An 11,761-nucleotide genomic window follows, 5' to 3' on the forward strand; every position below is an offset into this window, starting at 1 on the left:
GTGGAACTCGCCTGGTACGCCCTGCTCGGCCTCTTCTTCGCCGTCTACCTGGTGCTCGGCGGCTACGACTACGGCGTCGGCCTGCTGCTCGCCCGGGGCGCCGACCCCGCCCGCCGCCGCGCCGCGCTCAACGCGGTCGGCCCGTTCTTCCTCGGCAACGAGGTCTGGCTGGTGGCCGCCGTCGGCATCCTGTTCGGCGCCTTCCCGGTGCTGGAGGGGGAACTGCTCTCCGGCTTCTACCCGGCGGTGCTCGGCGCGTTGACCGGGGTCGTCCTGGTGACCGCCGGCGTGCAGCTGCGCAGCCGCCCCGACGGGCAGCGGGCCCGCGCCTGGTGGGACCGGGTCGTGGTCGTCGGCAGCGTGCTCGCCGCGCTCGGCTGGGGCGCCGTGCTGGCCGGGCTGCTCCAGGGCGTACCGCTGCACGCCGACGGCCACGTCGCCGGGGTGACCCACCTCTTCACCCCGTTCGTGGCCGCCGCCGGGCTCGCCGTCGTCGCGCTGGTCGCGCTGCACGGTGCGACCTTCCTCACGCTCCGGCTGCCCGCTGCCGACGCCGCGCCGGTCGGGCGACTGGCCGCCCGGCTCGTCCCGGTGGCGCTGGCCACCGTCGGCGCGGCCACCGTCCTGGGCCTGCTCTCCGCCGACGTACGCGCCGCCGCACGGCAGCCGGTGGTGGGCGTACTGCTGCTGTCGCTGCTGGTCGCGGCGCTGCTGACGGCCCGGGCGGCGCTCGCCCGGCGGCGTCCGGGGCTGGCCTTCGCCGCCACCTGCGCGTCCTTGGCGCTGCCGGTGGCGCTGGCCGGCGCGACCATCTGGCCCTACGCGCTCGTCTCCACGGTCGACCCGGGCGCGTCACTGACCGTGGCCGACGCGGCGGCGAGCACACCCACGCTGCGGCTGCTGGGCTGGGTGACGCTGCCGCTCCTGCCGGCCCTACTAGGCTTTCAGGCGATGTGCTGGTGGGTGTTCCGGGGACGGACCGACGGCAGGGCACCGGTGTACTGGTGAACCGCCGTCCCTTCGACCCGCGTCTGCTGCGTCGGGTCCCGGGGGCCCGACGCGACCTCGCCATGCTCGCGCTGCTCGGCGTGCTGGCCGCGGGGCTGGTCGTCGCGCAGGCCACGGCGCTGGCCGCGCTGCTGGCGACCGCGTTCGAAGGACGGCTCGACCGGCCCGCGCTGGCCGGCTTCGCGGCCGCGGTGGCGGCCCGGTCGCTGCTGGTCTGGGCGCAGGGCACCGCGTCGGCGCGGGTCGCGGCGACGGTCAAGGCGGCGCTGCGGGCCGACCTGCTCGCGGCGGTCGGCCGGCACGGCCCCGGCTGGGTCGCGGGTCAGCGCGCCGGGCAGCTCGCCACGCTGACCGGGCGCGGGCTGGACGCGCTGGACGCCTACTTCACCGGCTACCTGCCGCAGCTGGTGCTCAGCGTCACCGTGCCGCTCGCCGTACTGGCCCGGATCTTCGTCGCCGACTGGAGCTCGGCGCTGATCATCGCGGTCACCCTGCCGCTGATCCCGATCTTCGGCGCGCTGCTCGGCTGGCAGGCGCAGGCCGCCACCGAGCGGCAGTGGCGGCGGCTCTCCCTGCTCGGCGGGCACTTCCTCGACATGGTCGCCGGGCTGCCCACGCTGCGCGCGTTCGGCCGGGCCCGGGCGCAGACCGAGGTGGTCCGTCGGATGGCCGACGGCCACCGGGTCGCGACCATGAAGACGCTGCGGATCGCGTTCCTGTCCGCCCTGGTGCTGGAGCTGGTGGCCACCCTCTCGGTGGCGCTGGTCGCCGTGCCGGTCGGCGTACGGCTGCTCGGCGGGGGGCTGACCCTCCAGACCGCGCTGCTGGTGCTGCTGCTCACCCCCGAGGCGTACCTGCCGCTGCGGGCGGCCGGCGCCCGGTTCCACGCCAGCATGGAGGGGCTCACCGCGCTGGACGAGGCGCTGACCCTGTCGGCCGCCGCGCCCGCGCCGACGCCCGGCGCGGGCGCGGGCGTCCCCGACGGCCGCGGCGAGCTCCGGTTCGAGGCGGTGACCGTGGCGTACGAGCGGACCACCGCCCTGCGCGACGTCACGCTGACCATCCGGCCGGGCGAGCGCGTCGCCGTGATCGGGCCGAGCGGCGCCGGCAAGAGCACCCTGCTCGGCCTGCTGCTCGGCTTCGTCACCCCGACCGCCGGCCGGGTCACCGTGGGCGGGGTGGACCTGGCCGACGCCGACGCCGACGGCTGGCGCCGCCAGGTGGCCTGGGTGCCGCAGCGGGCCCACCTCTTCGCCGCCTCGCTGGCCGACAACATCCGGCTCGGCGCCCCCGACACCCCGGACGCCGCGCTCGCCACGGCGGTCCACGACGCCGCCCTGGACGACGTGGTCGCCGGGCTGCCCGACGGGCTCGCCACCGTCCTCGGCGAACGCGGGCACGGCCTCTCCAGCGGGCAGCGGCAGCGGGTCGCGCTGGCCCGCGCGTTCCTGCGGGACGCGCCCGTGGTGCTGCTCGACGAGCCCACCGCCCGGCTGGACACCGCCGCCGAGGCGGTCGTCCTCGACGCCACCCGCCGGCTGGTGGCCGGGCGGACGGCGCTGCTGGTGGCGCACCGGCCGGCGCTGCTCGCCGACGCGGACCGGATCCTGCGCGTCGAGGACGGTCGGGTCACCGAGCTGACGCCCACGGCGGCCGGGGAGGCGACCCGATGACCGACGAGCCCCTGTCCGGCGGGCGGGCCGCGCCGGGCCGCGCCGGCTCCGCCGAGCGGGCGGTGCTGCGGCTGGCCCGGCCGTACCTGAACCGGCTGCTCGGCGCGGGGCTGCTCGCCGCCGCCACCGAGTTCGCCGGCCTCGCCCTGATGGCCACGGCGACCTGGCTGCTGATGAGCGCCGCCGGCCAGCCCCCGCTGGACCGCCTCACCGTGGCGATCGTGGCGGTCCGGGCGCTGGCGATCAGCCGGGGCGTGCTGCGCTACACCGAACGGCTCGCCGGGCACGACGCCGTGCTGCGGCTGATCACCGACGTCCGGGCCCGGGTCTTCGGCACCCTCGCCACCCGCCCGACGGCACGGCAGCGCTCCGGCGACGCGCTGAGCCGGCTCGTCTCCGACGTGGAGGCCGTCCAGGACCTGCTGCTGCGGGTGCTGGTGCCGGCCTCGGCGGCGGCGCTGGTCAGTGTGCTCGCGGTGGGCGGGGCGGCGCTGATGTCGCCGGCCGCCGCCGGGGTGCTCGCGGTCGGGCTGCTGGTCGCCGGGGTGGCGCTGCCCGCGCTGGCCACCACGCTGACCCGGCGCGCCGCCGCCGAGCTGGCGCCGCTGCGCGGCGCCCTCGCCACCGACGCGGTCGACCTCACCCACGGCGCCGCCGACCTGGCCGCGTTCGGCGCCACCGGGCACGCGCTGGAGGCGGCCGGGGTACGGGCCCGCCGGCTGGCCCGGTTGGAGCGGCGACTGGCCGCCACGGGCTTCGCGGTCGACGCGGCCGGGGTGCTGGTGGCCGGGCTGACCGCCGGCGCGGTGGTGCTCGCCGCGCTCGCCGACGACGTGGACGGGGTGCTGGTCGGCGTCCTGGCGGTCGGCACGCTCGCCGCCGTCGAAATCGCGCTGGCGCTGGTCGGGGCCGCCCGGCAGTGGACCCAGCTGCGCACCGGCCTGACCCGGGTCGCCGCCCTGCTGGACGCCCCGGCCGGTCCGGCCGCCTCCGACGGCGCGGAGGTCGGCCCCGGGCCGTACGACGTCCGGTTCGAGGAGGTCACCGTCCGGTACCGGGAGGGCGCCCCGCCCGCCCTGGACGGGTTCAGCCTGGACCTGCCGCCCGGCCGCCGGGTCGCGGTGGTCGGGCCCAGCGGCGCCGGCAAGAGCACCCTGGCCGCCGTCCTCACCGGCGCGGTGCGCCCCGCGCACGGACGGGTCACCCTCGACGGGCGGGAGCTGTCGGCGTACCGGGCCGACGACCTGCCGCGCGCCGTCGGGGGACTGCTCGCCGAGGCGTACGTGTTCCACGCCTCGGTGCGGGAGAACCTGCTGCTCGGGCGGCCCGCCGCCGGCGAGGAGGAGCTGGCGGCGGCGACCGCGGCGGCCGGGCTGCTGGACTGGGTACGCGAGCAGCCGGACGGCTGGGACACCGTGGTCGGCGAGGAGGGCGGCCAGCTCTCCGGCGGTCAGCGGCAGCGGCTCGCGCTGGCCCGGGCGCTGCTCGCGGCGCCGGGTGTGCTGGTGCTCGACGAGCCGACCGAGGGGCTCGACCCCGCCGCCGCCGACGCGGTGCTCGCCTCCGCGCTGGCGGCCACCCCGGCCGGGCACTCCGTGCTGCTGATCAGTCACCGGCTCAGCGGGCTCGCCGAGCTGGACGAGATCGTGGTCCTGGACGGCGGGCGGGTGGCCCAGCGCGGCCGGCACGCGGAGCTGGTCGCCGCCCCCGGCTGGTACCGGGACCAGTGGCTGATCCAGGAGGCGGCCGAACGCGGATACCTGGCGCTGCGCCCCTGACCCCGCCCGGCCCGTCGCGCCCGCCCGGTTCCGGGTCGGGCCAGGGTTGTCCCCGACGACGTCCGGCGGCGACCCGTGACAGGGTGGGGCCATGCGGGGCGAGGACGACGCGACGATGGTGGAGGAACGGCTGCGGGAGCTGGGCGCGCACCTGCGGGGGTCGCCCCGGCTGAAGTCCGACCTGCTGACCGAGGCACGGCACGGGCTGCTGGACGCGGTCGACGCGTACCGGGCGGACGGGCTGCCGGCGACGGAGGCGCAGCGCCGGGCGGTGGCCGAGTTCGGCTCCCCGGCACAGCTCGCCCCGGCCTACCAGGCGGAGCTGGCGGCGGGCGCGCTGCGCGGGCTGTCGCTGCGGGTCATCGCGCTCGCCACGGTCGCGTTCGTCGCCGGCGACCTCACCTGGCAGGGGTCGAGCTGGGGCGGATCCCCGCCGCCGGCCGGCTACCAGGTGCTGTCGGCGTCGGTGGGCTGGGTCTGGGCGGCGGCGTTCGTGCTGGCCGCGGCGGGGCTGCTGCTGGCCGGCCGGTCGGCGCTGCGCGGCGGTGCCGCCGACCGGGCGGTGGGGACGGCCCTCACCGGCGTTCTCGCTCTCGGCGTACTGACCGGCTCGGCCCTCTTCGCGTGGTCGATCGGCCTCTGGGACGCCGCGCTCACCTGGCCCCCCATGATCATCGGCGCGACGGTGGCCGCCGCCGGCTATCTCTGGCTCGGCCGGGCCGCCCACACCTGGCTGCTCGCCACCCGCTGATCCCCGCCGTGGGTCGGCTCCGCCGCCGTGGGTCGGCTTCGCCGCCGTGGGTCGGCTTCGCCGGGGTGGCCGCCCTCGGGCGGGCGGCACCACCGGGGGGCCCGGTCAGGCCGGCGCGGCCGGCGGGGTGTCGGTGTCGAGGAACCGGCCGACGGTGGAGCGGAACTCGTGCCACCCGGACCGCTCGCCGGCCAGCGCGCGCCGGCCCTCGTCGGTGAGTTGGTACGTCCGCCGTTCCCGCCCGTTGACGGTGCTCCAGGTGCTGGCCACGTGGCCGGCCCGCTCCAGCCGGCGCAGCGCGGGATAGATGGTGCCGGTCGGCAGGTCGAGCTGCCCGTCGCTGCGGTTGCGCAGCGCCTCGATGATCGCGTAGCCGTGCAGCGAACCCTGCTCGAGCACCGCGAGCAGCAGCGCGTCGAGGTGTCCGTGCAGCGCCTGGGCCTTCATGTGTAGCAACGCTACTTGTCGGCGGCCCGCGCCGCCACCGGGGTGCGGGCACGGTCTCCCGGAGACGCCCACTAGGGTATGTGCCCAGAGTCACTCGCCGGCGGCGGACGCCAGCGGGTGGGCAACCCGAAGCACACGGAGGTCAGCGTGGCCCGCCAGTCGCCCCAACGGCCCGACGCCGACGAGCCCGAGCTCGACGACGCCGACGCCCCGGCCGAGTCCGGCACCGCAACCGTCTCGGCAGAGGCCGCCCGCGCCCTCTGGGACGAGCTGCGGATCGACCCGGTGGAGATCGCGCTGCCCGCCGGCACCGGCTACACCCTGCGGGCCTACCGGCCGGCTCGGGAGCTGACCCCGACCGACGTCGCCGAGCGCGACCAGGACGACCCGTTCCTGGCCCGTCGCCAGGTGACGGAGGTCGACGAGGAGGACGACGACGAGGCCGTCGTCATCCTCGACGAGGAGGTCGCCCAGGAGTTCGCCGAGAGCGACGAGGAGGAGGCCAAGGGCCGCCGCCGCGACGCGACCGACGACGAGGACGCCGGGACCGCCGCCGAGGACGACGAGGACGAGGCGGGCGACGAGGAGGTGCCGATCTTCCTCAGCCACCGCGGAAAGCTGCTGCTCTTCAAGACGCCCGAGTCGCTGGTCAGCTTCATCCGTTCCGGGGCGCCCAACGACCTGTCTCAGCTGGACAGCTGGAATGAACTGTCCGAACGGGTGGAGCCGGCCGACATCGCGCCGCTCGACGAGGACATCTACGAGCTCGACCTGGTGGTGGAGAACCTCCGCGGCGGGCACGACACCTGGGACCCGACGCTGCTCATCGAGGCCGGCGAGGTGGCCCGCGACCTGGCGTACGCGCTGCGGCTGCCCGCGGTGCTGGACATGCTCTCCGCCGGCTCCAGCCTCGACGACCTGGACGAGGCGCTGCGCGCCACCGTCGACGGCGGCGTCGGCGGGTTCTTCGGTCGGCGCCGACTGAAGAAAATCGGGGCACAAACCGCAAGTCTGGGTTGGCGCACCATTGTCGGGAAGATCTCTGCGACGGTGGACTGGCGCGACTGACCCTTTACGGGGAGCATCAGTCTCTGGCAGTGAAAGCCTTGTGTCCCGGGAGGAGGACGACGCCGTGGCGCTCGTGCGCGTGTACTGCGGTCTGGCCTCGGCGGATCCGGCCGACCGACCGGTCTCGGCCGGTTCGACGCTGACGTCCGCTGTGGTCGACGACGCAGGCCGTCTGCTGCATGTCTGCGAGATCGGCGACGACCCCGCTGGCTACGCCCAGCTGGTCGCGCTGCTCGTGGAGCGGTCGGGCGGGCCGAGCGGTGCGGCCATCGCCGCCGACAGCGACGACCACACGGTCACCTCGCTGCTCAGCGCCGCCGGGCGTCCACTCGCGATCGCCGACGACGACTCCGTCGACGACTTCGCCGAGCGCTTCGCCGACGACGACTCCCTGGAGGAGATGCAGTCGCCCCCGGCCGAGCGGCGCGCCGTCGGCCTGGCCCGCGCCCTGCAGGCCGGCGCCCTCTCCGCCGTCACCCTCCCGGCCCCCCGGGACCTCGCCGGCTACAAGCAGGTCCTCGCCGCGCACGCCGCCCTGTCCAGCGGCCGGCACTCCGCCGCCGTCGCGCTGCGGGAGGTGCTCCGCGAGCTCTACCCGGCCGCGTTGCGGGCATACCCGGACCCGGCCGAGCCGGTCTCACTGGCCGTGCTGGACGCCTTGCCCGAGCCCGGGATGCTCAGCGGCACCGTGGGGCGCGGCGACGACGCCCCGGTCTCCGCCGAGGCGGTCGCGGCGCGTCTCGCCACCGACGGGGTCGCCGACGCCGACGAGCTCACCTCAGCGGTGACCGCACTGCGGGTGGCCATCAGCGAGACGCCCCGGCGCGCCACCGTCAACCGCGCCCTCACCTCCGCCGTGGCGGACACCGTGCGGCAGGCGGTCGCCTCCGTCCGGGCCTGCGACGCCGGCTGTCAGGCGCTGGTCGGCGCGCTCAACGACCGGGTCGGCGCGCCCGCCACCCCGGCCCCCGGGCGCCGTGCCGCGGTCCGACACGGCGAATCCCTCGGCGACGCGCCCGGCCGCACCCCCACCGGCGGTGCGCTGCCCGGCCTCAGCCCCACCGGCGGTGGCCTGCGTGCCCTCCGGCCCGCCGAGCCCGAGCCCGCCCCGGGCGGTGGCCGCCGCAGCCGGCCCGAGCCCGCCTCCGGCGTGACGCCGCCCCCGGCACCCCGGCCGCTCGGCCCGCCGCCCGTCGCACCCGCCCCCGTCACCCCGCCGCCGGTCGCGCCGATGCCGGTGACGCCGGCCGCGGTCGCCGGTCCCCCGGTCTCCGCGCCCCCGGCACGACCCGGATCGCTGCCGAGCCGGATCGACGGCCCGACCAACCGCCCGGTGTCCGCGCCGCCGCCTCCGCCGCCAGGCATCACCCCCATCGCTCCAACGCAGCGGGGCACGGTGCCGCCGGCCGAGGCGGGAGAGCCGTTCCGCCCCACCCTGACCACCGCGGCGATCCAGAACGCCCGCGCGGAGCGCCAGCGCACCGTGATCCCGCCCCGCCCGAAGACCAACGGCGAGTCGGCCACGCCCACGGGCGGCTTCAGCGCCACCGACCTCAGCGTTCCCGTGCCCACGCCACGCCCCGGCCAGGAAACCACCTCCCCGGCCGCCCGGGCGGAGCCCGCTCCCCCCGGATCCCGGGCGAACTGGCCGCTGGTCAACAACCCGGAGGACCCGGCCGACAGTTCCGCCAAGAACCCGGTCGCCGGCTCCTACGGTGACCGCGGCGGGCGCGGCGTCGACGCCCCGACCGATCCGGGGGCGGAGCGCCGGGTGACCCCGCCGTGGCTGGCCGACGACCTGCCCCAGGAGCCTCCGGTGCTGCGGCTGGTCGAGCCGCCGCCGCTGGCCGACCGCGCACTGCGCGGCGGGACGGGCCCGGCCGCCGACGCCCAGCCCGAGACGCCCCCGCTGCGGCTGGTCGACCGCGAGGAGGCCGCCCGCAGCGGCAGGTCCGCCCCTCGTGAGGAGCGGCCGGCGACCGAATACCGGCCGGCACCGCGTGACGAGCGGCCGGCGACCGACTACCGGCCGGCACCCCGCGACGAGCGACCCGCGCCCCGTGACGAGCGGCCGGCGGCCGACTACCGGCCGGCACCGCGTGACGAGCGGCCGGCGGCCGATTACCGACCGGCGCCCCCGATGGAGCGCCGCCCGCCGCCCGTGTCCGACGAGGGCGACGGCGACCTGCTGATCTTCGCCCAGGCCAAGTCCGCCTGGTTCGTGGGGCACGACGACGAGTCCGACCTGGAGTGGTCCACCACGGCCGACACCGGCTGGCAGGCGGCCGAGCAGGCCGCCCGCCCGGCGGTCGGTGCCGAGACCCCGGCGGGGCTGCCGAAGCGGGTCCCCCAGGCCAACCTCGTCCCCGGCTCACCGCTGCGCGACGAGCGGCCACTGCGGATCGTCCGCGACGCGGCGAGCCTCGCCGAGAACACCACCGGCTACTTCCGCGGCTGGCGCCGTGGACAGGAGATCGGCGGGTTCGCGGTCGGTGGCCGACCCGGTCGGGAGGCCGCCGGCGGCTGGGACTTCACCCGCGACACGGGTGACCGCGACGACGACCGGGAATACGAGTACCGCTCCGCCGGCTACCGCTCCTGACCGCCGGGAAACCGCCTCCCACCTGGGTGTTCCTGCCCACACCCGGATAATTTGACGCCACGTCGCGGCGGCCGGGAGCATACCGGCGGAACAGCCGGCGGCAGGGGTCGCCGGGTGGGAAGGCGACTCATGGCGACATCGGCGAACGGCCCCTCCGTGTTCACCCGTCGGGGCCTGCTGGCCGCGACGGCCGGCACGCTCCTGCTCAGCGCCTGCGGGCGCGACGAGGCGGGCGGGGGCGACCGCGCCACGACGGTCGCGCCGGGCGGTCAGGAACTGCTGGTCGGGGTCAGCCTGGAGCTGACCGGTCCCGGCGCCGCGCTCGGCGTCCTCCAGCAGCGGGCGCTGGAGATCACCCTCGAATCACTCAACGCCAAGGGTGTGCCGATCGGCAACCTCCGCCGCACGGTACGGCTGGAGGTGCGGGACAACGCCGGCGACCCCGCGCTGGCGGCCCGGCAGGCGACCGCGCTGGCCCGCGAGGGCGGCGTACACGCCCTGGTCGGCGGCACCGTTTCCGAGACCTCGATGGCCCTGGCCGGGGTGGCGCAGAGGGAGCGGGTCCCGTTCCTCTCGCTCGCCTTCGGCGACGGGATCGTGCTGCCGCTGGCGCAGCGGACGTACGTCTTCAAGATGACTCCGGACGCCGGCGACATGGCCCGGCGGCTCGCCCGGCTCATCGCCTCGCAGCGGCTCTCCCGGGTGGCGCTGCTGGCCGCGGACGGCCTGCACGGCGACTCCGGCGTACGGGCCATGACAGGGGCCCTGCGTACGGCCGGGGTGGCGCTGAGCACCACCGCCCGACTGCCCCGCACCGGCGGGGACCTCCGCCGGGCGGCCCGCGCGGCGACGGGTTCCCGCCCCGACGGGGTGCTGGTGTGGGCGACCGCCCCGGACTCGGCCGCCGCGGTCGGCGCGCTGCGCCGGGCCGGCTACGACGGGCCGGTGTTCCTCGACGCGGGAGCGGTCGCCGAGCAGACCCTGGAGGGCGGCAACGCGGCCCTCATGGAGGGCGCGTACGCCGTCCACCCGACCTCGCTGGGCGGGGCGATGCTCGCCAACACCACCATGTCGGCGCTGGACCGCAAGGAGTTCGTCTACCGCTACGTCCAGCTGCACGGCGGGTTCAGCGGCTTCGCCCCGTACGCGTCCGACGCGGTGCAGCTGGTCGCCGACGCGGCGCGGCTGTCCACCAGCGTCGACCGTGGCCGGATCAGGGCGTTCCTGCAGAACCAGGTCACCGAGGGGATGGCGGGGATGTACTCCTTCACCCCCATCCGGCACGGCGGCATGGACCAGGGCTCGCTGGGCGTCTACACCGTCAGCGCGGGTGCCTGGACGCGGGTGTCCTGACCCCGCGCCGCCGTGGCGCGGGCAGCGACGAGCGCCCGGTGGTGGCCGAAGCCGTCACCGGGCGCGGTCGCGTCGATCAGGCCGGCGCCACGGCGCGCGAGCGCCGCATGGTCAGCACGTACTCGACAAGCGAGATCAGCACGTGCTTCGTCGACTCCCGGTTACGGGCGTCGCAGGCCACCACCGGCACGTCGCCGGAGATCGCGAGCGCGTCCCGGACGTCCTGCGGGTCGTGGTACTGCATCCCGTCGAAGCAGTTGATGGCCACCAGGTACGGCAGCCGCCGGTGCTCGAAGAAGTCGATCGCCGCGAAGCAGTCGGCCAGCCGGCGGGTGTCCACCAGCACGACCGCGCCGATCGCGCCGCGCACCAACTCGTCCCACATGAACCAGAACCGGGTCTGACCCGGCGTACCGAACAGGTACAGGATCAGGTCACGGTCGATCGAGATGCGGCCGAAGTCCATCGCCACCGTGGTCGTCGTCTTGCCCGGCACCTGCCGGGTGTCGTCGACGCCCACGCCGGCGGAGAGCATGATGGCTTCGGTCGTCAGCGGCGTGATCTCCGAGACCGAGCCGACCAGCGTCGTCTTGCCGACGCCGAATCCACCGGCGATAACGATCTTCGCCGACGTCACGCGCCCACTCGGGGTCGGCGGGCGGTGCGACATGTCAGAGCCTGCGAAGTCCACTCAGCACCCTCTCCAGCAGTTCAGTGCCCACCGCGTCGTCCGAGTCGTCCAGAATGGTCGGCTCGTGGACCGCGACCAGGCCGTCCGTCGCCATGTCGGCGATGAGCACCCGGGCCACACCGAGCGGAAGCTGCATCCGCGCCGCGATCTCGGCGAGCGACTGCACACGTCCGTCACACAGCGCAGCGATGTACTGGTGCTCGCGGCCCTGACCGCCGTTGCCATTGGCAGCGGCGCGGCCGCGCACCGTCGTCTCGACGAGCGCCTCCAGCGCGATGTCGAGGCGCGGGCGGGTACGACCACGGGTAACGGCGTATGGACGGACCAACGCTCCGGTCGGTTCGTCACGATCGGCCATGTCGCCGCTCACCTCCCTCGCACCCTGCACCG

The 11,761-nt window shown here is 76.5% G+C and carries 10 protein-coding genes; 7 read left to right on the plus strand and 3 right to left on the minus strand.

The window, feature by feature from the left end; translation table 11 throughout:
* The 4 genes from AB0883_RS09820 (at window position 1) to AB0883_RS09835 (ending at window position 5,210) form a co-directional block, all read left to right on the plus strand.
* Window positions 1-1,008 (plus strand): cytochrome d ubiquinol oxidase subunit II, encoded by a 1,008-nt coding sequence (locus AB0883_RS09820; RefSeq protein ID WP_366640852.1) that lies wholly within the window; start codon window positions 1-3, stop codon window positions 1,006-1,008.
* Window positions 1,005-2,681, plus strand: a complete 1,677-nt coding sequence (gene cydD / locus AB0883_RS09825) for a thiol reductant ABC exporter subunit CydD (protein WP_366640853.1) — start codon at window positions 1,005-1,007, stop codon at window positions 2,679-2,681. Before AB0883_RS09820 ends, cydD begins: the two co-directional genes overlap by 4 nt.
* The gene (gene cydC, locus AB0883_RS09830; RefSeq protein WP_366640854.1) at window positions 2,678-4,459 is read left to right on the plus strand and encodes a thiol reductant ABC exporter subunit CydC; all 1,782 of its coding nucleotides are present in this window, start codon (window positions 2,678-2,680) and stop codon (window positions 4,457-4,459) included. Before cydD ends, cydC begins: the two co-directional genes overlap by 4 nt.
* A gap of 91 nt (window positions 4,460-4,550) precedes the next feature.
* Window positions 4,551-5,210, plus strand: a complete 660-nt coding sequence (locus tag AB0883_RS09835; protein WP_366640855.1) for a permease prefix domain 1-containing protein — start codon at window positions 4,551-4,553, stop codon at window positions 5,208-5,210.
* Between the two features lie 105 nt (window positions 5,211-5,315).
* Here the strand turns inward: AB0883_RS09835 and AB0883_RS09840 are convergent, their stop codons facing one another.
* A complete protein-coding gene (locus AB0883_RS09840; RefSeq protein ID WP_366640856.1) occupies window positions 5,316-5,657 on the minus strand; it encodes a helix-turn-helix transcriptional regulator in 342 nt (113 codons plus the stop codon).
* Window positions 5,658-5,774: 117 nt separating this feature from the next.
* On the opposite strand from AB0883_RS09840, the gene AB0883_RS09845 reads away from it, so the two are divergent.
* The 3 genes from AB0883_RS09845 (at window position 5,775) to AB0883_RS09855 (ending at window position 10,680) form a co-directional block, all read left to right on the plus strand.
* Complete coding sequence (locus AB0883_RS09845) at window positions 5,775-6,725, plus strand: DNA primase (RefSeq protein ID WP_366640857.1); 951 nt, start codon at window positions 5,775-5,777, stop codon at window positions 6,723-6,725.
* Between the two features lie 40 nt (window positions 6,726-6,765).
* Window positions 6,766-9,327 carry a transposase gene (locus AB0883_RS09850; protein WP_366640858.1) on the plus strand — a complete coding sequence of 854 codons (2,562 nt, stop codon included), beginning with the start codon at window positions 6,766-6,768 and terminating at the stop codon, window positions 9,325-9,327.
* A gap of 129 nt (window positions 9,328-9,456) precedes the next feature.
* Window positions 9,457-10,680 carry an ABC transporter substrate-binding protein gene (locus AB0883_RS09855; protein ID WP_366640859.1) on the plus strand — a complete coding sequence of 408 codons (1,224 nt, stop codon included), beginning with the start codon at window positions 9,457-9,459 and terminating at the stop codon, window positions 10,678-10,680.
* 76 nt (window positions 10,681-10,756) lie between these two features.
* Here the strand turns inward: AB0883_RS09855 and AB0883_RS09860 are convergent, their stop codons facing one another.
* Together AB0883_RS09860 and AB0883_RS09865 are read right to left on the minus strand one after the other, a co-directional pair.
* Window positions 10,757-11,350: an ATP/GTP-binding protein gene (locus AB0883_RS09860; protein WP_366640860.1), complete on the minus strand. Its 594-nt coding sequence runs from the start codon at window positions 11,348-11,350 to the stop codon at window positions 10,757-10,759.
* A gap of 1 nt (window position 11,351) precedes the next feature.
* The gene (locus AB0883_RS09865; RefSeq protein WP_030329021.1) at window positions 11,352-11,729 is read right to left on the minus strand and encodes a DUF742 domain-containing protein; all 378 of its coding nucleotides are present in this window, start codon (window positions 11,727-11,729) and stop codon (window positions 11,352-11,354) included.
* Window positions 11,730-11,761 lie beyond the last annotated feature (32 nt).

Origin of the sequence: Micromonospora sp. NPDC047812, from assembly GCF_040704175.1 — a bacterium.
In the GTDB taxonomy this organism is placed as follows: Bacteria; Actinomycetota; Actinomycetes; order Mycobacteriales; family Micromonosporaceae; genus Micromonospora.

Coding starts and splice junctions, on each gene's coding strand:
- cydC (WP_366640854.1), top strand. CDS start 2,678: ATGACCGACGAGCCCCTGTCCGGCGGGCGGGCCGCGCCGGGCCGCGCC.
- AB0883_RS09835 (WP_366640855.1), top strand. CDS start 4,551: ATGCGGGGCGAGGACGACGCGACGATGGTGGAGGAACGGCTGCGGGAG.
- AB0883_RS09840 (WP_366640856.1), bottom strand. CDS start 5,657: ATGAAGGCCCAGGCGCTGCACGGACACCTCGACGCGCTGCTGCTCGCG.
- AB0883_RS09855 (WP_366640859.1), top strand. CDS start 9,457: ATGGCGACATCGGCGAACGGCCCCTCCGTGTTCACCCGTCGGGGCCTG.
- AB0883_RS09860 (WP_366640860.1), bottom strand. CDS start 11,350: ATGTCGCACCGCCCGCCGACCCCGAGTGGGCGCGTGACGTCGGCGAAG.
- AB0883_RS09865 (WP_030329021.1), bottom strand. CDS start 11,729: ATGGCCGATCGTGACGAACCGACCGGAGCGTTGGTCCGTCCATACGCC.